This window comes from Nigerium massiliense, assembly GCF_000826085.1.
In the GTDB taxonomy this organism is placed as follows: Bacteria; Actinomycetota; Actinomycetes; order Propionibacteriales; family Propionibacteriaceae; genus Propioniciclava; species Propioniciclava massiliense.
This window is the reverse complement of the sequence record NZ_CCYM01000003.1, coordinates 436,433-458,930: the sequence shown is the minus strand read 5'-3', so window position 1 is coordinate 458,930 and position 22,498 is coordinate 436,433. Positions and strand designations below refer to the sequence as shown.

General features: G+C 69.4%; 23 protein-coding genes and 1 pseudogene. 19 read left to right on the top strand and 5 right to left on the bottom strand.

The genetic code is table 11. From position 1 onward, the window contains the following. Positions 1–34 precede the first annotated feature (34 nt). The 13 genes and pseudogenes from BN1187_RS08520 (at position 35) to BN1187_RS08460 (ending at position 11,480) form a co-directional block, all read left to right on the top strand. Positions 35–844 (top strand): DUF881 domain-containing protein, encoded by an 810-nt coding sequence (locus BN1187_RS08520; RefSeq protein ID WP_040162726.1) that lies wholly within the window; start codon positions 35–37, stop codon positions 842–844. 13 nt (positions 845–857) lie between these two features. Continuing rightward, a pseudogene (locus BN1187_RS08515) lies at positions 858–1,189 on the top strand (small basic family protein). Then, a complete protein-coding gene (locus tag BN1187_RS08510) occupies positions 1,182–1,919 on the top strand; it encodes a DUF881 domain-containing protein (protein ID WP_040160853.1) in 738 nt (245 codons plus the stop codon). Before BN1187_RS08515 ends, BN1187_RS08510 begins: the two are co-directional and overlap by 8 nt. Positions 1,920–2,016: 97 nt before the next feature. Further along, positions 2,017–2,400 carry a glycine cleavage system protein GcvH gene (gcvH, locus tag BN1187_RS08505; RefSeq protein WP_040160851.1) on the top strand — a complete coding sequence of 128 codons (384 nt, stop codon included), beginning with the start codon at positions 2,017–2,019 and terminating at the stop codon, positions 2,398–2,400. Positions 2,401–2,485: 85 nt separating this feature from the next. Continuing rightward, a complete protein-coding gene (locus BN1187_RS08500; RefSeq protein ID WP_040160848.1) occupies positions 2,486–2,971 on the top strand; it encodes an FHA domain-containing protein in 486 nt (161 codons plus the stop codon). Beyond that, on the top strand, positions 2,972–3,688 hold the full coding sequence (ftsR, locus tag BN1187_RS08495) for a transcriptional regulator FtsR (RefSeq protein WP_040160846.1): 717 nt from the start codon (positions 2,972–2,974) through the stop codon (positions 3,686–3,688). A gap of 7 nt (positions 3,689–3,695) precedes the next feature. Continuing rightward, the gene (locus tag BN1187_RS08490) at positions 3,696–4,187 is read left to right on the top strand and encodes a bifunctional nuclease family protein (RefSeq protein ID WP_052462526.1); all 492 of its coding nucleotides are present in this window, start codon (positions 3,696–3,698) and stop codon (positions 4,185–4,187) included. Positions 4,188–4,405: 218 nt separating this feature from the next. Continuing rightward, positions 4,406–4,918, top strand: coding sequence for a MerR family transcriptional regulator (locus BN1187_RS08485; protein ID WP_052462749.1), 513 nt, complete (start codon positions 4,406–4,408; stop codon positions 4,916–4,918). Between the two features lie 191 nt (positions 4,919–5,109). Continuing rightward, positions 5,110–8,007 (top strand): aminomethyl-transferring glycine dehydrogenase, encoded by a 2,898-nt coding sequence (gcvP, locus tag BN1187_RS08480; RefSeq protein WP_040160842.1) that lies wholly within the window; start codon positions 5,110–5,112, stop codon positions 8,005–8,007. Between the two features lie 8 nt (positions 8,008–8,015). Continuing rightward, positions 8,016–8,267, top strand: a complete 252-nt coding sequence (locus BN1187_RS08475) for an AbrB/MazE/SpoVT family DNA-binding domain-containing protein (protein ID WP_040160840.1) — start codon at positions 8,016–8,018, stop codon at positions 8,265–8,267. A 343-nt stretch (positions 8,268–8,610) separates the two neighbouring features. Beyond that, positions 8,611–9,537 (top strand): ABC transporter ATP-binding protein, encoded by a 927-nt coding sequence (locus BN1187_RS08470; protein WP_040160838.1) that lies wholly within the window; start codon positions 8,611–8,613, stop codon positions 9,535–9,537. Further along, positions 9,537–10,283, top strand: a complete 747-nt coding sequence (locus BN1187_RS08465) for an ABC transporter permease (protein WP_040160836.1) — start codon at positions 9,537–9,539, stop codon at positions 10,281–10,283. The genes BN1187_RS08470 and BN1187_RS08465 overlap by 1 nt, the downstream gene beginning before the upstream one ends. 48 nt (positions 10,284–10,331) lie before the next feature. Beyond that, positions 10,332–11,480, top strand: coding sequence for an acyltransferase family protein (locus tag BN1187_RS08460; RefSeq protein WP_072042025.1), 1,149 nt, complete (start codon positions 10,332–10,334; stop codon positions 11,478–11,480). Positions 11,481–11,604: 124 nt separating this feature from the next. On the opposite strand, the gene BN1187_RS08455 is transcribed toward BN1187_RS08460, so the two are convergent. Together BN1187_RS08455 and BN1187_RS08450 are read right to left on the bottom strand one after the other, a co-directional pair. Then, complete coding sequence (locus BN1187_RS08455; protein WP_040160834.1) at positions 11,605–12,414, bottom strand: SDR family NAD(P)-dependent oxidoreductase; 810 nt, start codon at positions 12,412–12,414, stop codon at positions 11,605–11,607. A gap of 1 nt (position 12,415) precedes the next feature. Next, positions 12,416–14,050, bottom strand: a complete 1,635-nt coding sequence (locus BN1187_RS08450; RefSeq protein WP_040160832.1) for an FAD-dependent oxidoreductase — start codon at positions 14,048–14,050, stop codon at positions 12,416–12,418. A 46-nt stretch (positions 14,051–14,096) separates the two neighbouring features. Here BN1187_RS08450 and BN1187_RS08445 point away from each other — a divergent pair, with 46 nt between their 5' ends. The 3 genes from BN1187_RS08445 to BN1187_RS08435 all read left to right on the top strand — a co-directional run bounded on the left by BN1187_RS08445 (position 14,097) and on the right by BN1187_RS08435 (position 16,918). Continuing rightward, a complete protein-coding gene (locus tag BN1187_RS08445) occupies positions 14,097–14,681 on the top strand; it encodes a TetR/AcrR family transcriptional regulator (RefSeq protein ID WP_040160829.1) in 585 nt (194 codons plus the stop codon). Positions 14,682–14,877: 196 nt separating this feature from the next. Beyond that, positions 14,878–15,207 carry a nucleotide pyrophosphohydrolase gene (locus tag BN1187_RS08440; protein WP_040160827.1) on the top strand — a complete coding sequence of 110 codons (330 nt, stop codon included), beginning with the start codon at positions 14,878–14,880 and terminating at the stop codon, positions 15,205–15,207. Further along, positions 15,194–16,918 (top strand): DUF2075 domain-containing protein, encoded by a 1,725-nt coding sequence (locus BN1187_RS08435; RefSeq protein ID WP_040160825.1) that lies wholly within the window; start codon positions 15,194–15,196, stop codon positions 16,916–16,918. The genes BN1187_RS08440 and BN1187_RS08435 overlap by 14 nt, the downstream gene beginning before the upstream one ends. A gap of 96 nt (positions 16,919–17,014) precedes the next feature. On the opposite strand, the gene BN1187_RS08430 is transcribed toward BN1187_RS08435, so the two are convergent. Further along, positions 17,015–18,211 carry a pyrophosphate--fructose-6-phosphate 1-phosphotransferase gene (locus BN1187_RS08430; RefSeq protein WP_040160823.1) on the bottom strand — a complete coding sequence of 399 codons (1,197 nt, stop codon included), beginning with the start codon at positions 18,209–18,211 and terminating at the stop codon, positions 17,015–17,017. A gap of 160 nt (positions 18,212–18,371) precedes the next feature. On the opposite strand from BN1187_RS08430, the gene BN1187_RS08425 reads away from it, so the two are divergent. Then, positions 18,372–18,791 carry a hypothetical protein gene (locus BN1187_RS08425; RefSeq protein ID WP_040160821.1) on the top strand — a complete coding sequence of 140 codons (420 nt, stop codon included), beginning with the start codon at positions 18,372–18,374 and terminating at the stop codon, positions 18,789–18,791. A 16-nt stretch (positions 18,792–18,807) separates the two neighbouring features. Here the strand turns inward: BN1187_RS08425 and BN1187_RS08420 are convergent, their stop codons facing one another. Continuing rightward, positions 18,808–19,935: a MalY/PatB family protein gene (locus BN1187_RS08420; RefSeq protein ID WP_052462524.1), complete on the bottom strand. Its 1,128-nt coding sequence runs from the start codon at positions 19,933–19,935 to the stop codon at positions 18,808–18,810. 145 nt (positions 19,936–20,080) lie between these two features. Here BN1187_RS08420 and BN1187_RS08415 point away from each other — a divergent pair, with 145 nt between their 5' ends. Further along, a complete protein-coding gene (locus tag BN1187_RS08415; protein ID WP_040160816.1) occupies positions 20,081–20,701 on the top strand; it encodes an L-threonylcarbamoyladenylate synthase in 621 nt (206 codons plus the stop codon). Between the two features lie 122 nt (positions 20,702–20,823). On the opposite strand, the gene ppk2 is transcribed toward BN1187_RS08415, so the two are convergent. Next, entirely contained in the window at positions 20,824–21,795 is a 972-nt protein-coding gene (ppk2, locus tag BN1187_RS08410) for a polyphosphate kinase 2 (protein ID WP_082034609.1), read from the bottom strand. 140 nt (positions 21,796–21,935) lie between these two features. Between ppk2 and BN1187_RS08405 the strand changes: the two genes are divergently transcribed. Next, positions 21,936–22,469: a hypothetical protein gene (locus tag BN1187_RS08405; protein ID WP_040160814.1), complete on the top strand. Its 534-nt coding sequence runs from the start codon at positions 21,936–21,938 to the stop codon at positions 22,467–22,469. Positions 22,470–22,498 lie beyond the last annotated feature (29 nt).

The window sequence follows — 22,498 nt, the reverse complement described above, 5'->3', positions numbered from 1 at the left end:
CCGGGACCCCAGGGCGTCGCCTAGGGTGATGGGCGTGAACGACGCCACACCTCCGGCGGACGGTCGCCGGCCGGACTTGTCCGGCGACCTGCTCGACGGCATCGTCCGGGACGCGCTCGACCCCGATTATGCGGTGGTCGCGGCGCGGACGACCCGCCCGCGGCGGCGTCCGGTGCTGACGGCGGCGGCGGTGGCGATCCTCGGCATGCTGCTGGCGTTGGCCTGCGCCCAGACCTTCCGGGCCAGGCCCGCCGACGAGGCCGAGCGGCAACAGCTCATCGAGCGCATCCGGTCTGCGGCCGCCCAGGGCGACGCCCTGCGCGCCCGGTCGGGGGAGCTGTCGCGGGAGAACGCGGCCCTCGAGGTGCGTGCCGCCGGGCTGGACGAGGCCACCCGCACGCGCCTGCAGTCGCTCGAACTCGCCGCCGGCACGCTGCCCGCGCGCGGACCGGGCGTCCGGTTGACCGTCGACGACGGACCGGCGGGCGCGCGCGAGGGCGGCGAGGTCGTGGACGCCGACCTGCGCGTCGCGGTGAACGGGCTGTGGCGGGCCGGCGCCGAGGCGGTCGCCGTCAACGGCCACCGGCTCACGACCCGCACGGCGATCCGCAGCGCCGGCGAGGCGATCACCGTCGACTACCGGTCGCTGACCAGGCCTTATGTCGTGGAGGCGATCGGCGATCCGCGCGGCCTGGAGCGGCGGTTTCGCGACGGTGACGCCGGGGCGTCGTGGCGGACGCTCGGCGACACCTACGGGATGCGCTTCGATCTGCGGACCGCCGGCGACCTCGCTCTGCCCGCCGACACCGGGCCCGACCTGACCAACGCCTCCGCGAAGCGCTGAGTAAAGGAGCAGCGTGTACGCCGTCCTCGCCCTGCTGGCCGGCATCGTCGTCGGCCTGCTGCTGCAGCCGTCGTTGCCGGTGCAGCTCGAGCCTAGCTGCCGATCGCGATCGTCGCGGCGCTCGATGCGCTGCTGGGTGGCGCGCTGGCTTATCTGGAGCGGACGTTCTCCGACCGGGTGTTCGTCGTCTCGTTCGTGTCGAACGTGCTTCTCGCGGCGTTGATCGTCTGGGTCGGCGACCTGCTGGGCGTCGGGTCGCAGCTGTCCACGACCGTGGTCGTCGTGCTGGGCATCCGCATCTTCTCCAACGCCGCTGCGATCCGGCGGAGCCTGTTCCATGCCTAGCCGGGCGCCCCGGCAGCTGAGCGCGCGCCGCGTCCTGCGGGACCTGCGGCGTCCGACGCGATCGCACCTGCTCGTCGCGGTCGTGCTGTTCCTGTGCGCCCTGCTGGTGACGCTGCAGGTGCAGTCGCGCGCGACGGCCGACCCGTACGCGAACCTTCGTCGCGCCGACCTGGTCGCGATGCTGGACGACCTGACCGCCCAGTCGCGACGGCTGGAGAACGAGGTGACCGATCTCGAGGCCGCCCGCGCGCAGCTACGGTCGGGCGCCGACCGCGGGGAGGTGGCCCGCCGCGAGGCGGAGCGTCGGCTGACGTCGCTGGAGATCATGGCTGGAACGGTCCCGGCGCACGGCCCGGGCGTCCGGCTCACCATCAACGCCCCGCACGGCAAGCTCACCCCCGAGCTGCTGCTCGGCGCGATCAACGAGTTGCGCGACGCCGGCGCTGAGGTGATCGAGCTCAACGACAAGGTGCGCGTGGTGGCTCAAACGTGGGTGGCGACGTCCCCGGACGGCCTCGTCGCGGACGGTCAGACGCTGGCCGAACCGGTGGTGCTGGAGGCGATCGGCAACCGGACGACGCTGGAGGAGGCGGTCCGCTTCCGCGGCGGCCTCATCAGCCAGGTCGAGGGCAGCCGCGTCGGCGGGACGGTGCGCACCGAGGTGCTCGACGACGTGCAGGTCGACTCCCTGCACACGGCCGCACCGGCGCAGTTCAGCCGTCCCGGATGACTTGCGTCCCAGGGCAGGCGAGGGGAGTCGCGAACCGCTAGGGTGACGTCGTGCGTCGACCCCGCGCACCCGTCGATCATGGACAAGGAGTCGAGCCGTGTACCCCGAAGACCTTCGCTACACCGACAAGCACGAGTGGCTGCGCGCCGGTAACGAGTCGACCGTCCGCATCGGTATCACCGATTTCGCAGCCGAGGCCCTCGGCGACGTCGTCTACGTCTCGCTGCCGCAGGTCGGCGACGAGGTGGAGCTCGACGATGCCTGCGCCGAGGTCGAGTCGACCAAGAGCGTGTCCGACGTCTATGCTCCGGTCTCCGGCGTCGTCACCGCGATCAACGAGCAGCTCTCGGCAACCCCCGAAACCATCAACAGCGACCCCTACGGGGACGGCTGGCTGTTCGAGATCGAGATGTCGAACCCGGAGGAGTTCGACGAACTGCTCGATTCCGACGGCTACGCCGAGGTGGCGGGGTCGAACTAGTCAATCCGGAGACGCGGCGTGGTCGCGTCTCCCCAGGCCGTGCGTGTGAGTAAGGTGTCACGCACGGCAAGAAAGGGGCTGCACCGTGACGTGTCCCGAATGTGGGCGACAGGTTTCTGACGATGTGAACTTCTGCTCGAACTGCGGCGCCTCGCTGAAGCACCAGACCGGTGACACCACGAGGGTCATTCCCGCGCTGGGCAACGAGGACGCCGTCGAGCTGACCGATTCGCAGTTGTCCGCGCTCAAGGACGTGCCGCGAGGCACGGGCCTCCTCACGGTCGTGCGCGGCCCGAACCAGGGCACAAAGTTCGTTCTCGACCACGAGGTCGTCACCGCGGGCAGGCACCCCCAGTCCGACATCTTCCTCGACGACGTGACGGTCTCGCGGCACCATGCCCAGCTGTCCACCCGTGGCGGCCACACCTGGATCAGTGACCTGAACAGCCTCAACGGCACCTACGTGAACCGTGCGCTCATCGACAACGAGGTGGCCCTGCGCCGCGGCGACGAGGTGCAGATCGGCAAGTTCCGCATGGTCTACCTCGTGGACGCGGCCGGGCAGGACTAGATGGCGGGAGATCGGCGGAGCATCGGTCAGGTTCTGAAGATCCTGACCGAGCAGTTCCCCGACGTCTCGATCTCCAAGATCCGGTTCTTGGAGAGCGAAGGTCTGCTGTCGCCGGACCGGGCCCCGTCCGGCTACCGGCGCTACAGCGACGCCGACATCGAGCGGCTGCGCTACATCCTCGAGGTGCAGAAGAGCCACTACCTTCCGCTGAAGGTGATCCGCGAGCACCTGGAGCTCATGGATCAGGGCCTGGAGCCGCCCAAGCTGGATTCGCCCACGCCCGTCGAGCCCGAGGCCGCCGGGCCGGGCTCCTCCGACGCCCACGAGGTCGCCGAGGCGCTCACGCCGCGCGCGCGGGCGCCGCGCAACCCCATCCGCATCACCCGCCGCGAGCTGCTGCGCCTGTCGGGCCTGAGCGACGCGGCCCTGACCGAGCTCGAGCGACACGCCCTCGTCGTGCCCCGGCGCGGCACCGTCTATTACGGGCGTGACGCGCTGACCATCGCGGTCGCCGCGCGAAAGCTCGCCGGCTACGGCATGGACGCCCGCCACCTGCGCGCGATCAAGCAGGCCGCCGAGCGCGAGGCGGGGCTGGTCGACGCCGCGGTCAACGTGACCGTGCGCCGCGGGCAGAACCCGCGCCAGGTCACCCAGGACGTCATGCAACTCATCCTGCACGCCCACGCCGCCATCCTGCGGCAGTCGATCACCCAGTAGGCGCGCCATGATCCAGCTGCTGTACAGCGACGTGCGGTTCACCGACGTCGGCGCCGACCCGGTGCTGCTGCTGCGGGAGGCCGAGGGCACCCGGGTGCTGCCCGTGTGGATCACCGCCAGCGCGGGGACCGCCATCTTGTCGGCGCTGGAGCCGTCCGAGCCGGATCACCCGTCCGTGCACGACGTCTTCATCGACGCGCTGGCCACCCTGGACGGTCTCGTGGACGCCGTCCGCATCACCGGGCACGACGACGCCGTGTTCGACGCAGACCTGCAGGTGAACGGGCAGTCGCTGCCGTGCCGGCTCTCGGACGGCGTCGCTCTCGCGCTCCGCTGCGGGGCGCCGATCTACGTCACCGAGGCGGTGCTGGACGAGGCGTCCATCGACCCGGACGCGACACCGGACGCGGGGGCGTCCCTGGAGGATGACAACGAGCAGGTCGAGCAGTTCCGCGAGTTCCTCGACCAGGTGAACCCCGACGACTTCGAGGGGCGCTGAGCCTGCGCAGGCGCCGGGGCCTCCACGAGCCGGGGTCAACCCTGAGGGCCGACTTCAGGGTTCTCAGTCGCCCGCCTGGGGGGCGGCGTGTCGTTGACCCCGGAAAATGAACGCGGCTACCGTCGTAGACGACAGCGCGGGGACCAGTGAGAAGAGTAGGGGCGAGGGTGAATCCGGAACGACAGCCGCAGCACGACCTGCCGGCCGAGACGCAGGACATGCTGTTCGACGGTGACTACGCGCCCGTGCCCGACGACCTCGGCTTCCGCGGCCCCATCGCCTGCTCGGCCGCCGGCATCACCTACCGCCAGCTCGACTACTGGGCCCGCACCGGCCTGGTGGTGCCCAGCATCCGCTCGGCGGAGGGCTCCGGCACCCAGCGGCTGTACAGCTTCCGCGACATCCTGATGCTGAAGGTCGTCAAGCGCCTGCTCGATGCCGGCATCTCGCTGCAGCAGATCCGCACCGCCATCGATCACCTGCGCGCCCGCGGCGTCCACGACCTCACGTCGGTGACCCTGATGAGCGACGGGGTCTCGGTGTACGAGGCGATCTCGAACGAGGAGATCATCGACCTCGTGCACGGCGGCCAGGGCATCTTCGCCATCGCGCTCGGCCGGGTCTGGCACGACCTGGAGGGCAGCCTTTCAGAGTTGCCCACCGAGAAGGCGGACGCCGAGCCCGCGGTCGACGAGCTGTCGCTGCGCCGCCGCCAGCGTCACGTCAGCTGAGCCAACCTTCGTCGTCCCCTCGTTCAGCCCGGCCTTGTCGCCGGGCTGACGCGCGTGGGGCGCGGCGGCGGACGGGACGGATCGGGCGCGCGCCGACGACGCCGGCCCGGTGTTGTCGGGAGTCAGGATAGATTGGCTCTCGCGTGCAGGACGCGCGGCATGAGGCCGGCGACGCGAGGGGAGAGCGAGCTATGGAAGCTTTTGTGAGCCGTCACCTGGGAAGCGACGAGGGCGAACGCGCGCAGATGCTGCGGTCGCTGGGCTACGAGGACGCCGACCAGTTGGTCGCCGCGGCGGTGCCGTCCGACATCCTGCTCGACGACTCACTGGGCCTGCCGGCGGCCATCTCGGAGCGCGACGCGCAGAACCGGCTCGCCGCGATGGCCGCCGCCAACAACCCCGGGCGGGCGATGATCGGCCTGGGGTACTACGGCACCGTGACCCCCGCGGTGGTGCGGCGGCACGTGCTGGAGAACGCGGGCTGGTACACCGCGTACACCCCTTACCAGCCCGAGATCAGCCAGGGACGCCTCGAGGCGCTGCTGAACTTCCAGACGATGGTCTCCGACCTGACCGGCCTGCCGACCTCGGGCGCCAGCCTGCTGGACGAGGGCACGGCGGTCGCCGAGGCGATCCAGCTCGCGCGCCGGGCCGTCCGGAAGGGCTCGGTCGTCGTCCTCGACGCACAGCTGCTGCCGCAGTCGGAGGCGGTCGTGCGCACCCGCATGCTCGCCCAGGGCATCGAGATCGTCGTCGCCGACGACCTCGTCGAGGCGCTGCAGCGGCACGAGGCCTTCGCCGTCGTGGTGCAGACGCCCGGGGCCGACGGGCAGCTGCGCACGCTCGACGAGCTCACGACCATCGCCGCGAAGGCGCACGAGAACAACGCGCTGTGCATCGCGGCGGCCGACCTGCTCGCGCTGACGCTGCTGACCCCGCCCGGCGAGTGGGGCGCCGACGTGGCCGTCGGCAGCACCCAACGCTTCGGCGTCCCGCTGTTCTACGGTGGTCCCCACGCCGGCTACATCGCGGTGCGGGAGGGACTCGAGCGGCAGATCCCCGGACGCCTCGTCGGCGTCTCGAAGGACGCCGACGGCACCCAGGCATTCCGGCTCGCGCTGCAGACGCGCGAGCAGCACATCCGGCGCGAGAAGGCGACCTCGAACATCTGCACCGCCCAGGTGCTGCTGGCCGTCACGGCGTCCATGTACGCGGTCTACCACGGCCCGGACGGGCTGAAGCGCATCGCGTCCGACGTCGCGACGGCGACCCGGCAGTTGGCGGCGAACCTCGTGCGCGCCGGGCACACCCCGCGTTACGACACGTTCTTCGACACCCTGGCCGTCGAGGTGCCCGGACGCTCCGACGCGGTCGTCGCGCAGGCCCGCGAGCACGACATCCACCTGCGCCGCATCGATACGGACACCGTCGGCATCAGCGTCGGCGAGGACGCCACACCGTTCGACCTGCACGCCGTCGTCGCCTCGTTCGGCGGGGAGTGGCTGACCGAGGAGGAGTGGGGGAGCCTCGGCCAGCCCGAGCGGACGTCGGCCTACCTGACGCACCCGGTGTTCTCGAACTATCACTCCGAGACCGAGATGATGCGCTACCTGCGCACCCTGCAGGACCGGGACTTCGCGCTCGACAAGGGCATGATCCCGCTGGGGTCGTGCACGATGAAGCTCAACCCGGCGGCCGCGATGGAGCCCATCAGCTACCCCGGCTTCGCGAACCTGCACCCGTTCGTCCCGATCGAGGACGCCGAGGGCTACACCGCGATGATCGCGTCGCTCGAGGAGTGGCTCGCCGCCGTCACCGGGTATGCGCGGGTCAGCCTGCAGCCCAACGCGGGTAGCCAGGGGGAGTTCGCGGGGTTGATGGCCGTCCGGTCGTACCACCGGGCCAACGGGGAGGAGGGGCGGACGGTGTGCCTGATCCCCGCGTCGGCGCACGGGACGAACGCCGCGTCCGCCGCGATGGCCGGCATGAAGGTCGTCGTCGTCAAGACGATCAGCGAGGACGGCTCCATCGACATGGACGACCTCGCGGCGAAGATCGACAAGCACCGCGACCAGCTGGCCGTGCTGATGGCGACGTACCCGTCGACGCACGGGGTCTTCGAGGGCCGCATCGCCGAGGTGTGCGCGATGGTGCACGACGCCGGCGGGCAGGTCTACGTCGACGGCGCGAACCTCAACGCGATGATGGGCCTGGCGCAGCCGGGCCGGTTCGGCTCGGACGTCAGCCACCTGAATCTGCACAAGACGTTCGCCATCCCGCACGGCGGTGGTGGCCCGGGCGTCGGGCCGATCGGCGTCCGCGAGCACCTGGCGCCGTACCTGCCGAACCACCCGCTGCTGCCCGAGGCCGGCCCCGAGACGTCCTACGGCCCGGTGTCGTCGGCGCCGTTCGGGTCGGCGGGCGTGCTGCCGATCACGTACGCGTTCATGGCGATGATGGGCCCGGACGGGCTGCGCGAGGCGTCCGTGGCGGCGGTGCTGAACGCGAACTACCTGGCCAAGCGGCTCTCGGAGCACTTCCCGATCTTGTACCACGGGGAGAACGGGCTGGTCGCGCACGAGTGCATCGTTGACCTGCGGCCGATGACGCAGCGCACCGGCGTGACGGTGGACGACGTCGCTAAGCGCCTCATCGACTACGGGTTCCACGCCCCGACGATGAGCTTCCCGGTGAGCGGGACGCTGATGGTCGAGCCGACGGAGTCGGAGTCGCTGGCCGAGCTGGACCGGTTCGCCGACGCGATGGCGCAGATCGCCGCGGAGAGCGAGCGGGTCGCCGCGGGGGAGTGGCCCGCCGACGACAACCCGCTGCACAACGCCCCGCACACGCTGGCCGAGGTGACCGCCGACGAATGGGACCACCCGTACCCGCGGTCCGTGGCGGCGTTCCCGGCTGGGCGAGTGCTGGGCTCGATCGGTGCCGGCGGGACGGACAAGTACTGGCCGGCGTCCGCGCGTATCGACGGCGCCTTCGGCGACCGGAACCTGGTGTGCTCGTGCCCGCCGCTGGAGTCCTACGCCGCCGACGACGACGTGGACGCCGACGGTGAGACCCCGGCGGGGCCGTAGGAGGCACGATGAATGTTGAGCATCCCGAAGGGCTCCCGGACAAGTTCGCCGCCACGGTCAAGGTCGGACCGAAGGGCCAGGTCGTCATCCCCAAAGGCGCTCGTGACCTGTTCGACATCAAGCCCGGGGACTCCCTCCTGCTCCTCGCCGACGTGGAGGGGGGGATCGCCCTCCTCCGCCAGGAACTCCTCGACCAGATCGTCGCGCAGGCCATGCCTGGTGGACGGCCCGGACCAGGGCCCGTACCGCCGGCTGAGTGAGCGGTCCCACCCGGCACCTGCGTCGCTGCGGCTGACTCAGCCCACGCGGAAGGGCGGACACGCGCGTGGCGTGTCCGCCCGAACTCGTTCACGGCCCGACGCGCCCGAGGCCGGTGGACGCGTGGGGGTGGACTGCCGTTCTCGGGGCTCCTGACAGGGACGGGTGAGGTATCCCAGACCACTGTCGCGCTACTTGTGCCACAAGTTATACTTGTGGCACAAAGGCTACCAATGCACGCGACGAACGGAGTGGGATGAAGAGACAGGCGCTCGACCGACCGGGCGGCCAGGCCGTGCCCGGCGGGGACCCCGAGATGGCGACCCGCACCTCCGGGGGGGCCCGGTGACCGCCGTGGTGGTGTGCGAGGACGTCCGTCGCTCGTTCGACACGACGGTCGCTCTGGACGGGGTGAGTCTGGCGGTGCGACGGGGTGAGATCTTCGGCATCGTCGGCCCCAACGGCGCGGGGAAGACGACCCTCCTCAACTGCCTCGAAGGACTGGACTCCCCGACCTCCGGACGCGTCGAGGTGCTGGGTCTCGATCCGGTGCGTCATCGAGCGGAACTTGCCACGCGTGTCGGGGTCCAGCTGCAGAGCGCGGCCCTGCCGCCGCGGCTGACCGTGGGAGAGTCGTTGGAGCTGTACTCCGCCCTCTACCCGCAGCCCCAGCCGTGGCGCCCGCTCCTCTCCACTCTCGGAATCGAGGGCAAGGCTAAGGATCGGGTGGATCGCCTCTCCGGTGGCGAGCGGCAGCGGGTCTTCGTTGCCCTCGCGTTACTCCACAGGCCCGAGCTCGCCTTCCTCGACGAACTCACCACCGCCCTGGATCCACAGTCGCGCCGCGACATGTGGGGCACCGTCGAACAGGTCCGCGACCAGGGGGCGACCGTCGTCCTCACGACGCATTACATGGAGGAAGCCGAGCGACTCTGTGACCGCGTGGCGATCATCGACCACGGCAGGATCGTCGCCCTCGACACGGTGCCCGCTCTCGTCGCTCAGTACGCCCCGGTCGGGACGGCTCGCTTCGTGCTCTCCGCCGTACCCACCGACGACCTCTCGCTGGCCGATATCCCCGGGGTGGGCCACGTGCAGCTCGAAGGGCGTGACCTCGTCATCCGGGGTTCCGCCGGTGTTGTGCCTGCAGTCTTGTCCCGCCTCGCGGACGACAACATCACCGTCACGGACGTCTCCACCACCTCTCCCGGGTTGGAGGACGTCTTCCTGGCCCTGACCGGGCGCGGCATCCACTCAGAAGGGACTCACTGATGAAGGCGTATCGAGCCCTCGTCACGGCGCTCTGGCGATCCCAACGCCGTGAGCCCGTCGGGCTGTTCTTCGCGTTCGCGTTCGCGCCGGCCCTCGTGCTCATCCTGGGCCTGATCTTCGGGAACGAGCCGCGGCCCGAATTCGGCGGGCGGGGCATGCTCGACTCCGGCCTTCCGGGCTTCGCGTCCCTGGTGCTCGCGATGACCGGTGTCCTTCAGGTCCCCGTCAGTCTCCTGACGCTGCGCGACACGGGTGCCCTGAGGCGACTGGAGCTGACGCCGCTGCGTCGCTCGACGTTCGTCGCGGCCACGCTCACCGTGAACTTCCTCGTCGGCATGGTCGGCATGGTGGCGGCGCTGTTGGTCGGCGTGGTTGTCTTTCAGGTGGCGCTGCCGAGCACCGTGTTGGGCGTCCTCCTCGCGTGCGCGTTCGGCCTCGTGGTGTTCCTGGCGCTCGGGTTCGCATTGGCGGGCCTGTACCCCTCGGTGGGGGCGGCGACCGGCATCGGGAACGTCCTCATGATCCTGCTGATGCTGACGTCGGGGGCCTGGACCCCCATCGCCGTGCTCCCCGAGGGAGTGCGCCGGGTGTTCGCGTACTCGCCGGTGCGGTGGTTCGTCGAACTCGTCCAGCCGCTGTGGGACGGCGGTGCGACGTCCGCTCGCCCACTCCTCCTGCTCGCCGGGCTCCTCGTCGTGTCGGCGCTGGTCGGTCGCCTTCTCTTCCGATGGGAACCGACGCGATGACCTCCCCCGTGGACAACAACCCCTGCCGTCGCGGTCCGTCCGCGGCGGATCCACGGTCTCGACGCCGTGCGAGGCGGAGCGCTCCTGCTGTGCATCATCCTTCACAGCCTGATGCCGATCGCCGCGGGGATGCCGTGGCTCGTCGAGGACACGCGGCGTGCGGACTGGCCCATCGTCCTGATCTCGGCCATCCACTTCTTCCGGATGAGTCTCTTCATGCTCATGGCGGGGTATTTCGGTCGCATCATGAGGGACCGGCGGGGGACGGGTGCCTACCTCGTCGACCGGCTCAAGCGCATCACTCTGCCCGTGGTGGTGTTCTGGCCGTTCGCCGTGATGCCGCTGGGGCTCCTCGCGGCGTGGCACGCCTCCCGGACGGGGACCGAGCTGATCCGGCCCGATGTCGCCGGTCACGGCGGCCTGCTGGGAGGCATCGACCTGGGGCATCTCTGGTTCTTGTGGGTCCTGACCCAGGTCATCGTGACCGTCCTCGTCCTGCGAGCCGTGGCTGTTCGCTTCTTTCCGGCCGCGAGCGATCGAGTGGCGAAGGGCCTGGCCCGCGTGCTCACCATCCCCGGTGGCGTCCTTGTCGCCGCCATTCCCTACGCCGTCACGACGAACATCCAGGCCGACCCCTCAGGGATCGTCGCGCCCTCCACGATCCTTCCCGACCCCGTCGCGCTCATCGCCTACGTCGGGGCGTTCGGGGTCGGATGGCTGCTGACCCATGACGAGGGGTCGCTCGTCCGGCTGGGGCGGCAGGCGTGGTGGCACGCCGGCGCTCTGGTCGTCCTGGTGGTCCTGCTCGAACTGGGCCTCCTACCCGTGGACATGAATGCGCCGCCCCCCGGTTGGTCGACGTTGATAGCCCTCTTCGGCTGGCTGTCCTGCTACGCCGCGCTCGGCCTAGCCGTCCGGTACCTGACCACGGAGCGGCCCTGGATCCGCTACCTGGCGGACGCCTCCTACTGGATGTACCTCCTGCACCTCGTCCTCCTCACTTTCTTCGAGGTGCTCATCGCCGGTCTCGCGTGGCCCCCGGCTCTCAAGGCCTTGCTCAACATCGTCGTGACAACGGCGATCCTCCTGGCCACCTACCAGCTCTTCGTCCGAAACACCGCCGTGGGCGCGTGGCTCAACGAACGACGAGCAAACAGGGCCAGAGGGGAGAGCGCACCTCGTGCGGCGCGGCCATGAACGACACGAGCCAGGAGGTCGCGACCCACTTCGGCCCGGCCACCACACGGCGGCGGGTTCGTCTTGGACGCGACCCTGCCGGGGGCGGTGTCGGCCGCGGAGTCCTGACCGAGCGATGGCGTCCTCACCTTTGGAGCAGACCTGCCATCTGCTTGGCGATGAACTCCATGGCTCGCTGGGGCGCGGCGCGCACAAAGGCGTCCAGGAAGGTGGCGTCCCTCCCGACCATCACCCGGTAGGCGCCCTTCTCCATGCCCTTGATGATGGTCTCGGCGGCGTCTTGCGGCGAGGTCGTGCGGTTCTTGGCGTCGACGGACTCCGGCGGCGGGCTCCCGGGAGTATCGACGCCGCTGTTGGCGGAGATATTGGTGCCGATCGCGCCGGGGAAGACCACCGTCACCGCCACCGCGGTGCCGCGCGTCTCGGCGCGTAGCCCCTCCGTCAGCAGCTTCACCGCGGCCTTGGACGCTCCGTAGACGGTCTGTCCGGGCACGGGGAGGAAGCCGCCCATCGACGACACGTTCACCAGGGACGCCGCGGGTCGCGCCAGCAACTCGGGCAGGAACGCCTGGCAGGTGTTCACGACGCCCCAGAAGTTCACGTTCATCACCCGTTCGATCGTCGCCCGGTCGAGTTCCGCGAAGGGCACGAACGGCTGGATGATCCCCGCCACGTTCAGCACCCCGTCGACCGACCCATGCGCCGGGATCACCTCGGCGGGCAGAGCGTTCACCCGGTCCACGTCGGCGACGTTCGCCTCGTGGGTGCTCAGCCGGGCGCCCGAGCCGGCCAAGGACGCGGTTGCCGCCAGGGCGTCCGGCATCAGGTCGACGGCAGCGACGCGGGCGCCGCGCTTGAGCAGGGCGAGGACGACTTCGCGTCCGATCCCGTTGCCTCCGCCGGTGACGACGAAGGTCTTGCCGCGCACGTCCATGTCAGTTCCCTTCGGCCAGGTGGCGTCCGGCGATGAAGCCGAACACACAGGCCGGGCCGAGCGTCGAGCCGGGGCCGGGGTAGGTGCGGCCCATGACGGACGCCGAGCAGTTGCCGGCGGCGTACAGGCCGTCGATGACCGAGCCGTCCTCGCGGAGCGCGCGGGCGTGCTCATCGGTGACGACACCGCCCTTGGTGCCGAGGTCGCCGGGGACGAGCTCGATCGCCGTGAACGGGCCCTTCTCGATCGTGCCCAGGGTGGGGTTAGGGCGGCAGAGCGGGTCGGAGTAATACCTGTCGTACGCGGAGTTGCCGCGGCCGAAGTCCTGGTCGATGCCGGTGCGGGCGAACCCGTTGAACCGGTCGATGGTGGCGCGCAGGCGGGTGGGCTCCATGCCGAGCTTGGCGGCCAGGGCGTCCAGGTTCGGGGCGACGTGGCGGATGCCGGCCTCGGTGCGTGCCTTGGTGACGCGCGGGTCGAGGGCGTAACTGCGCATGTACTTCAGCGCGTGCCGCAGGTCACTGATCATCCAGTATCTGCCCGGCACGGACGCCGCGTGCTCGCGCATGTGGTGGCCCAGGTCGACGTAGCTCTCGGACTCATTGGCGAACCGGTCGCCGGCGGCGTCCACGATGATGCAGTGCGGCACCGACCGCTCGGAGACGAGGAAGGCCGGCGTGGAGTCGGGGGAGTACGGCGGGATCGAGCCGCCCCACCAGGCGTCGTCCATGAGGGCCAGCGCGGCCCCGATCGACTCTGCCAGCGTGATCGGACCGCCGAGGTTGCCCCTGCTGCCCTGGGACGCCGACCCGTCGACCTCCTGGTACCGCTCGCGCATCTGCTCGTTGTGGTCGAAGCCGCCGGAAGCCAGCACGACGCCGCGGGTGGCGTGGATCGTCTGGCCCTTCGTGACGACGCCCGTGACGCGGCCGTCGGAGACGACGAGTTCGTCGACCGGGGAGCTCAGGCGGAGCTCGATGTTGAGATTCTGGGCGACGTCGAGCAGCGCGCAGGCGAGCGCGGCGCCCATCCCGACCAAGCGTTGACCGCGGGCGAGCATGGCAGCGACGCGGCCCATGACCTGGGCGCCCCGCATCATGCCGCCCGGAGAGGACCACGCCCGCTGCAGCAGCCAGAAGTCGTCGGTCATCGCCGGGGCGGGGACGCCGTCCTGGCCGCGCGAACTGTCCCACCAGTCGCCGATGCGTTTGCGGTCGAACGGCACGACCTCGACCGGACGCCCGATCTTCCCGCCGGGCAACTCGGGGTAGTAGTCGGGGTAGTCGGCGCCGCGAGCGAAGCGGACGCCGTGGCGTTCCAGCAGTTCGACGAGCGGCGCGATGTTGTCGACGAACGCCTCCTTGCGGGCTCGGGAGGTGGCGGCGCCCTCGTCGCCGACGGTGCGCTCAAGGTAGTCCAGCGCCTCCTCGCGGGAGTCGCCGGCGCCGTCGCGCTGCATGAGTGGGTTGTTGGGCAGCCACAGGCCGCCGCCCGACATGGACGTGCTGCCGCCCCAGCGATCGGTGGATTCGAGCATCAGCACCGTCAGGCCGGCGTCCTTGGCGGCGATGGCCGCCGAGAAGGCCGCGCCGCCGGAGCCGGCGACGACGACGTCGTAGGTGGAGTCCGCGGACATGATCCCTCCTATCCGGACAGCAGTGTCCGGTTGCTAGGGTTCCAGCATGCCGCACGAGAAGGCCAGCCACAATCGGGGACCCGCGGCCGCGTCCGCCAACCGGGAGGCGCTCATCGGAGCCGCGCGCCGCCTGTTCGCGGAACGCGGCTACGAGGTGCCCTTGAGCGCGATCGCGAAGGCGGCCGGGGTGGGGCAGGGGGTGCTGTACCGGCACTTCCCTTCCCGGATCGCGCTGGCGCTGGCCGTGTTCTCCGAGAACATCGACGATCTGGCGCGGTTGGCCGCGCTGCACCCGGGGCCGGACGCGCTGGGCATCTTGATGGCTCAGTTGCTGGGGTCGGTGGTGGAGTCGTCCGCATTCGTGGACGCCGTCGTGCACGCGGGGGAGGTGCCCGAGTTCGAGGGGACCGGGACGATCGCCGCGCTGTTAGAGGGGCCGCTGGCGCGGGCACAGGAGTCAGGGCTGGTGCGCTCCGATCTGGAGGTCGCGGACCTGATCCTGGTGGTGCGGATGGCCTACGGGGTCGTGGTCACCAACCCCAGCCCGGACGCCGCACCTGCCGCCGTTCTGCGGGCGGTGGGGTTGGTGGACGCGTCCATCATGGAGAGCGTGCGCGCGACCTGGAATTGATTGGCGGCCCGGAACATTCGGACAATTGATCACGGGCGGTTCGTCGAGAGATCGAGTTCCTCTCCTCGCATCCTCCCGCGGGCAGCCCGTCGGTTCTTCCTCGGGCCTGGGGACGTAGCGAGCGTCATGCTCTCGTCGGTGCGTTAACGTCGTGTTGGCGAAGCGGCTGCCGCGGGGCCTCATATAGGCTGAGTCGGTGGCTGAAGAAACAAAGCAAGAGGTGCTGGAACAGCTGCGAACGATGGTTCGTGAGCGTGACTGGGGACAGTTCCACGCGCCGGACAACTTGGCCAAGAGCATCTGCATCGAGGCAGGGGAACTGCTTGAGTGCTTCCAGTGGGACGCCAACCCGCGACAAGACCGCGTGGCTGAGGAACTCGCCGACGTTCTCACGTACTGCTACCTGCTTTCCGACAAACTGGGACTCGATCCCGACCAGATCGTCCTGGACAAGCTTGGAATGACGGTTGGCAAGTATCCGGTCGAGAAGGCTCGGGGGCGGAGCACGAAGTATGACGAGCTTTAGGATCGACGAACTCTCGTTCCGTCACGGTGTCAAGCCCGAATGGAGCAACGACGACGAAAAGTACGGGAACTGGCCGGTCGTCTACGTGCTGAACAATGCGCGTGACGTCTACGTGGGAGAAACACTTAACCTCGCTGCGCGCATGCGGAACCACGTCGTCTCCGAATCGAAAGCAGGGCTGACGGCCCTTCGCGTAGTGCTCGACGAGCGTTTCAACAAATCAGCCTGTCTTGACCTGGAATCGACCCTCATCCGATGGTTCGCCGGTGACGGAACTCTTCGCGTTCTCAACCGCAATGAGGGCATCACGAACGCGGATTACTATGAGCGTGTCCTCTATGCCTCCACGTTCGATGCAGTTTTCGATGAGCTGAAGGCTAAGGGGCTCTTTACGCGGACGATCCCGCAGATCGAGAGCAGCGACCTCTTCAAGCTCTCGCCGTTCAAGGCGCTGAACCACGACCAGGCCGTGGCCGTTCTCGACATCGTCGAGGGGCTGTTCGATGACATCGAGAGGAAGACACGGTCGCTCAGCGTCGTCCGAGGTGACCCCGGAACAGGGAAGACGATTGTCGCCATCTACCTCATGAAGCTCCTCAAAGACATCGAACACAAAAATCCGCACGAAGATCCTGACGCGGACTCGATGTTCGCCGAATTCTTCACGGCGGGTCACGCCGACGTCTTGCAAGGTCTCCGTATCGGCATCGTCATCCCCCAGCAATCCCTGCGCGCCTCGATCAAGCGGGTTTTCAAGAAGACGCCTGGCCTGGATTCATCGATGGTGCTCAGCCCGTTCGATGTGGGTGACGCTGCCGAAACTTTCGATGTGCTGGTGGTGGACGAGGCCCACCGGCTCAGCCTCAGGGCAAACCAGTCGTCCGGGATGCAGAATGCCAAGTTCCGTGCGATCAACGAGGCATTGTTCGGTGACGACGACCTCAGCCACACGCAACTCGATTGGATCCTGGCTCGCAGCCGTCACCAAGTGCTCTTGTTCGACCCCTTACAAACGGTGCGGCCGGGCGACCTTTCCAAACAAACGGTGGACGCCATCCTGCGCTCCGCTGTCGCCTCGGGACGGTACTTTCAATTGAGTTCCCAGATGCGGGTCCAAGGCGGCGCTGACTACATCGAGTACGTGCGTCGTGTCCTGGGCGACGAACCGCCGCCGGCGCCGCGGACGTTCGGCGGCTATGACCTTCGCTTCTTCGACGACGCAGGGGCCATGCACGACGAGATCAAGCGGCTGGACGCCGAGCACGGGCTTGCTCGGCTGGTGGCGGGTTTCGCTTGGCCTTGGGTCTCGAAGAACAATCCGTCCGCTTACGACATTCATCTCGACGGGCGGGACCTGCGGTGGAACACCACGGAACGAGACTGGATCAACGCCCCGGGCTCGGTGAATGAGGTCGGCTCCATCCACACAATCCAGGGGTACGACCTCAACTACGCGGGCGTCATCATCGGCCCCGATCTGCGACTCGATCGCAGCACTGACCACGTGGTGGTCGATCGGTCGAATTACTACGACAAGAAGGGCAAAGAGAACAACCCCAGGCTGGGGATCGTTCTTACCGACGACGATCTGCGTCGTTATATCGTCAACATCTACGCGGTGTTGCTCACGCGAGGCATCAAAGGCACGTTCGTGTACGTGGGTGATCCTGGATTGCGGGAGAGACTGAGGCCGTTTTTCAGCCAGGGCTGAGGTGCGGCCAAGAATCTGTCTCCCAGGCACCGCGCGGGCCAGCGCACGAGGCGCCAGCCCGCGGGTTGTACTTGTAAAGGGATGCCTGCTTGCAGGTCAGGCCTGCCCGATGTCACTCAGAAGCGCCTTGAACCAGTCCTGCTCCACATCGAAGGGCTTGCCGCCCTTGATGCGCTCGAACTCGATGGCCCGCAGTTCGTCGCCCTGCTCCTCGTCGTGACCGATGACCCCGGATTCACCGCGCAGCGCGCACTCCACGGCAAGGTCCGCCATCGTGTGGATGAGATCCAGGTCGAACTGGTTCGACGCGGCCGACCGCGCGAAGTAGCCGGACTTCTGCACCAGAACCTTCTGGGCGTCCAGGGCCTCGGCGAACTGCTTGCCGAAGTACTGGCCCGGGTTCACCGAGTCGAGCCGGACGTGACCGAAGGCGTCCCGGGCGACCTCCTCACCGCGGGACTCCATCTCGGCGACGATCGACTCCACGCCGGCGCCCTCGGAGATGAACATGTTCACGCAGCTGACCTCGTCCATCACCTTGTGCAGGCGCTCGGCCTCGGCGGCCAGGTCGATCTCGCGCTCCGGCACATAAACCGCGTGGATGTCCCACGCCTTCGGGTCGAGGCCGATCTCCGGCAGCCACTGGGTCTCCTTGACCCAGTCGTGGTACTTGCGGGCGGTCGCGGCGGTCAGCCAGCCGCAGTTGCGGCCCATCACCTCGTGGACGATCAGCGTGCGGCTGTTCGCGTTGTGCTCGGCGAGCACGTTCTTGGCGAACAGGGCGCCCTGATCCGCGGCGGTGTCGGCGCCCAGCGACTGGCGGATCGGCACGACGTCGTTGTCGATCGTCTTGGGCAGGCCGACGACGGTGAGGCCGTAGTCGTTGTTCTTCAGGTAGGCGGCGAGGTCGGCGGCGGTGGTGTTGGTGTCGTCGCCGCCGATGGTGTGCAGCACGTCGACGCCGTCGGTGACCAGGCGCTCCGCGGCGACCTGCAGCGGGTCGGCGCCCTCCTCGACGAGGCCGCGCTTGACGAGATCCTTGGCGTTGGTGAGCTTGACGCGCGAGTTGCCGATGGGGGAGCCGCCGAAGCGCTCCAGCAGCCCGGCGTTCTTGCGGACCTCGTCGGTGACCTCGAAGTAGTCGCCGGTCAGCAACCCCTGGTAACCGCTCTTGTAGGCGATGATCTCGGTGTCGGGCGACAGCTCGGTGTACTTGCTGATGAGCCCACCGACGGCGGTGGACAGGCACGGGGCGAACCCGCCCGCGGTCAGCAGGGCGACCTTCTTGACCATGACGAAACCTCTCGATCGGGAATGCTTGCTGCCCCCAGCCTAAGAGGGGACTTCTCCCCATGCATATGCCTGCAGAAAGTCGCCGGACGCCTCCGCGCCCATGCCAGACTGACGCCGCGGCGTCCGGCCACCGACGCCGCGGACGCGACGGGGGAGGGCCATGAGGAAGCGACGGGACGACCGCGACGAGCGCGGACACTCGCTGACGGTGTTCGTCGCCGTGGTCGTGGCGGCCCTGATCCTGATGGCGGGCCTCGTCGTGGACGGAGGCGCCCAGTCGGCGGCGTCCCGCAAGGCCCACCAGGTGGCGGCCCAGGCCGCCCGCGCAGGGACGGACGCCGGCGCCACCGCCCGGGCCGGCGGACGCGAAGCCGACAGCGCCGAGATGCTCGCCGCCGCGCGCCAGGTGTTGGCGGGCAGCGGCGTCCAGGGGACGGCGACCGTGTCCGGCGGGGCCGTCGAGGTGCGCACGCGCGTCAGCACCGACACCGTCTTCCTGAGCATCATCGGCATCCGGACGCTGTCCGCCGAGGCCGACGCGACCTCGGTGCTGCTCGCCTCCGACCGCGCCGGCGGCTGAACGCCAGCGGCTGGCCTCAGCGCTCCAGCGAGGACGCCATCCGCGTCACGGCCTCGGTGATGAGCTCGGGTGCGGCGGCGAGGTTCATCCGCACGAACTGCCCGTACTCGGGGCCGAAGTCGCTGCCGTTGTTCAGCGCGACCTTGCCCTTCGTCCGGAAGTGCAGCGAGGGGTTCTCCAGGCCGAGGGCCGAGCAGTCGAGCCACGCCAGGTAGGTGCCGGGGGCGCGGCGGTAGACGACGGCGGGCAGCTGCTCGGCGAGCAGGCGCTGCAGCAGGTCCTTGTTGGCAGACACCTCGGCCATGAGGTCGTCCACCCAGCCCTGGGCGTGCCGCATGGCGGCCGTGTGGGCGATCTTCGCGAACTGCCCGCCGGACTGGCGCGCCAGCGGCGGCAGCGCGGCGAGCTTGTCGGCGGCGTCCGTGCCGCGGATGATCAGCCCGCCCTTGAAGCCGGCCAGGTTCCAGCCCTTGCCGGCGGACGTCGCCACCATCGCGTGCGAGCACGCGGGCACCGACAGCAGCGGGACGAACTCGGTGCCGGGGTCGACGAGCACGTTGTGGATCTCGTCCGCGAGCAAATGGACGCCGAACTCGGCGCACAGCTCACCGACGGCGGCGAGCTCCTCGCGGGTATGCACGGTGCCGGTCGGGTTGTGCGGGGAACACAGCAGGTAGGCGGTCGGCTTGTCGGGGCCGGCGAAGGCGGCGCGCAGGCCGTCCAGGTCGAGGCGGTCGTCCACGAGCGGCACCTCGGTGAGGTGGCGCTTGTAGCCGGTGACGATCTGGCGGAACGGCGGGTAGATGGGCGGGTTGATGACGACGTGGTCGCCCTCCTCGGTGAGGCCCTGCAGCATCGACAGCATCGCGTTCATCACGTCGCCGACCCGCGCGATCTCGGTGGCGGGGTCGGGGTGCCAGTCCCAACGGGCCGCGGCCATGGCGGCGAAGGCCTCCTGGTACTCGTTGCCCGCGGGGTAGCCGGTGTCGCTCGCGTCCAGCGCCTCGTCGATCGCCGCGCGGACGGCCGGGTGCATCGCGACGTCCATTTCGGCCACCCACAACGGGAGGACGTCGGCGTCGTACATGCGCCACTTCATGCTGCTGCGCTGGCGGAGGGTCTGTTCGGGGAGGTTCAACGGCATGGCCGTCATTGTGCCACCGGCCCCTCCGGTACCCGGCGGCGGTCCGACTGACCTCGAAGGACGCCGCGGGCGTCCGCCGGGCCGCGTCCGTCAGGGGTGAGCCCGACGACGTGGTGGGGTGGTGGAGCGGGTCTATCCTGACGGAATGGCTCGCTACTTCGAGGTTCACCCGGCCAACCCGCAACGACGCTCGATCGGCCAGGTCGCCCAGATCCTCCGCGACGGGGGCCTGGTGGCCTACCCGACGGACTCCGCGTTCGCCCTCGGCTGCACGATGGGCAACAAGGACGGCCTCGACCGCATCCGCCGCATCCGCAGGCTCACCGACAAGCACCACTTCACGCTGGTCTGCAGCGAGTTCGCGCAGCTGGGCCAGTACGTCCAGATGGACAACGACGTGTTCCGCGCGATCAAGGCGCTCACCCCCGGGCCGTACACGTTCATCCTGCCCGCCACCCGCGAGGCGCCGCGCGCCATGCTGCAGCCGAAGAAGCGCACCGTCGGCGTCCGGGTGCCGTCGCACATCACGGCGCTGGCGTTGCTGGACGAGCTGGAGGAGCCGCTCATGTCGAGCACCCTGATCCTCCCCGACGAGGAGGATCCGCTGATGGAGGGCTACATCGTCGACCATGAGGTCGGCGCCAGCGTCGATGCGATCCTCGATTCGGGCGACTGCGGCTACGGCCCCACCACCGTCGTCGACCTCTCCGGCGACGAGCCTGAGATCGTCCGCCGCGGCGCGGGAGACCCGTCCCCGTTCGAGTGAACGCCGCTCACCTCGAGTGACCTGCGCGGGCAGCCCCCGGCCTCAAAAGACGGTCCGGGGTGCCGACCACGCTGTCGGCACCCCGGGCCTGATCAGGGACGCCCCCCGCGTCCGCCCGGCCGCTACGGGCGCTTGCCGGACTTGCCCTTGTCGCCGTGGGACTTCGCCTTGCCCGACGTCTTTGCCTTGGGCGGCGTGGTCGTGTGGGGCGGCTCGACGTCGTGGTGCTGGTCGTCGCCGTCGTCGGCGTCCTCGGGGTCGACGTACTTCTTCGGCGGCGGCCCGGAGTGCTTCTCGAGCTTGGACGCCACGTCGGGCACCTCGTTCTGCAGCGAGCGGTCGGTGCGCTGGTAGCCGGTGCTCGGTGGCCGCTTCGGCAACTCGAAGCCGGGGTGCTCGACGTGCTCGTAGGGGATCGAGTCGAGCAGGTGCGCGATCATGTTGATGCGCGCCCGCTTCTTGTCCTCGGCCTCGACGACGTTCCAGCGGTTGCCGGGGATGTCGGTGTGCACGAACATCTCGTCCTTGGCGCGGCTGTAGTCCTCCCAGCGGGTCAGCGACTCGAGATCGGTGGGGGAGAGCTTCCAGCGCCGCATGGGATCGGTCAGGCGCGACCTGAAGCGCTTCTCCTGCTCCTTGTCGGACACCGAGAACCAGTACTTGCGCAGCAGGATGCCGTCGTCGATGAGCATCCGCTCGAACGTCGGCACCTGCCGCAGGAAGCGGGTGTGCTCCTCGGGCGTGCAGTAGCCCATCACCTTCTCGACACCGCCGCGGTTGTACCAGGAGCGGTCGAACAGCCGGATCTCGCCGGCCGCCGGGAGGTGCTCGATGTAGCGCTGGAAATACCACTGTGTCTTCTGCCGCTCGGTGGGCGCCGGGAGGGCGACGATCTGGGCGATGCGCGGGTTGAGGTACTCGCTGATGCGCTTGATCGCGCCGCCCTTGCCGGCGGCGTCGCGTCCCTCGAAGATCACGACGATGCGCGCCCCGCTCGCCTTCACCCACTCCTGCATCTCGACCAGCTCGGCCTGGAGCCGCGTCAGTTCCGCTTCGTATAGGTCTTTGTCGAGCTTCTTCTGCTTCGGTGCCATGCCCCATTCTGGCCCACGACCGCCGGTTCGGCGAGGTTTCGGCCTGATCGGGTGGATTTCCGCCACCTCGGGTCGAGGTTTGCCAGGGGTCCGGGGGCGGCGGAGAATGGGGCGTCCGGCCCGCGCCACCTGGAGGAAACGTGATCTACCTGCCCGCCTTCGAGGCCGATTGGACGATGTCGCGCTGGACGGGGCGTCCGCAGGGGCTGTCGATCGACCCGATCGGCGTGGAGTGCCTGGTGCCGGCCGAGGTGCGCCGGGGTCTGTTCGGACGCCGCAAGGCCGCCGAGCAGCCGGCGGCGTTCCTGCACGTCCTCGTACACGAGGAGATGCCCAGCGACCGTATCCGCTCCTGGGCGGCCCGGCAGGTGGCGCTCATGCTCGCCCTGGACGAGCAGCCCCAGCTCGCCGGCGACGCGCTGAACCGGCTCGCCGACGACCACGCGCGCGACCTGCGCGGCCGCGACTGGGTGCCGGCGACGGTGATCCTCGACGGGACCCCGCGCGAGGCGTCCGTCTTCGAGGCGGCGCCCGACCGCTGGGCCGCCTACCTCGACCTCGGCACCGACCGCGTCGCGATCGTCGGACGCGACCTCGCCCTCGCCGACGCCCCGCTGCGCACCGCCACCGCCGAGGAGGCCCGTCAGCTGCGCACCGAGGCGCTCAAGGTCTAGCCCGGCCCGTCCGGGCCGAGCCAGGACGG

Excerpts from the sequence above, each read along its gene's own strand:
- BN1187_RS08430 (WP_040160823.1), bottom strand. The coding sequence starts at position 18,211 with ATGGTCAAGAAGGTCGCCCTGCTGACCGCGGGCGGGTTCGCCCCGTGC.
- BN1187_RS08450 (WP_040160832.1), bottom strand. The coding sequence starts at position 14,050 with ATGTCCGCGGACTCCACCTACGACGTCGTCGTCGCCGGCTCCGGCGGC.
- BN1187_RS08485 (WP_052462749.1), top strand. The coding sequence starts at position 4,406 with ATGCTGTTCGACGGTGACTACGCGCCCGTGCCCGACGACCTCGGCTTC.
- ppk2 (WP_082034609.1), bottom strand. The coding sequence starts at position 21,795 with ATGGCACCGAAGCAGAAGAAGCTCGACAAAGACCTATACGAAGCGGAA.
- BN1187_RS08420 (WP_052462524.1), bottom strand. The coding sequence starts at position 19,935 with ATGCCGTTGAACCTCCCCGAACAGACCCTCCGCCAGCGCAGCAGCATG.
- BN1187_RS08455 (WP_040160834.1), bottom strand. The coding sequence starts at position 12,414 with ATGGACGTGCGCGGCAAGACCTTCGTCGTCACCGGCGGAGGCAACGGG.
- BN1187_RS08510 (WP_040160853.1), top strand. The coding sequence starts at position 1,182 with ATGCCTAGCCGGGCGCCCCGGCAGCTGAGCGCGCGCCGCGTCCTGCGG.
- BN1187_RS08425 (WP_040160821.1), top strand. The coding sequence starts at position 18,372 with ATGAGGAAGCGACGGGACGACCGCGACGAGCGCGGACACTCGCTGACG.
- gcvP (WP_040160842.1), top strand. The coding sequence starts at position 5,110 with ATGGAAGCTTTTGTGAGCCGTCACCTGGGAAGCGACGAGGGCGAACGC.
- BN1187_RS08475 (WP_040160840.1), top strand. The coding sequence starts at position 8,016 with ATGAATGTTGAGCATCCCGAAGGGCTCCCGGACAAGTTCGCCGCCACG.
- BN1187_RS08435 (WP_040160825.1), top strand. The coding sequence starts at position 15,194 with ATGACGAGCTTTAGGATCGACGAACTCTCGTTCCGTCACGGTGTCAAG.
- BN1187_RS08415 (WP_040160816.1), top strand. The coding sequence starts at position 20,081 with ATGGCTCGCTACTTCGAGGTTCACCCGGCCAACCCGCAACGACGCTCG.
- BN1187_RS08465 (WP_040160836.1), top strand. The coding sequence starts at position 9,537 with ATGAAGGCGTATCGAGCCCTCGTCACGGCGCTCTGGCGATCCCAACGC.
- ftsR (WP_040160846.1), top strand. The coding sequence starts at position 2,972 with ATGGCGGGAGATCGGCGGAGCATCGGTCAGGTTCTGAAGATCCTGACC.
- BN1187_RS08490 (WP_052462526.1), top strand. The coding sequence starts at position 3,696 with ATGATCCAGCTGCTGTACAGCGACGTGCGGTTCACCGACGTCGGCGCC.
- BN1187_RS08445 (WP_040160829.1), top strand. The coding sequence starts at position 14,097 with ATGCCGCACGAGAAGGCCAGCCACAATCGGGGACCCGCGGCCGCGTCC.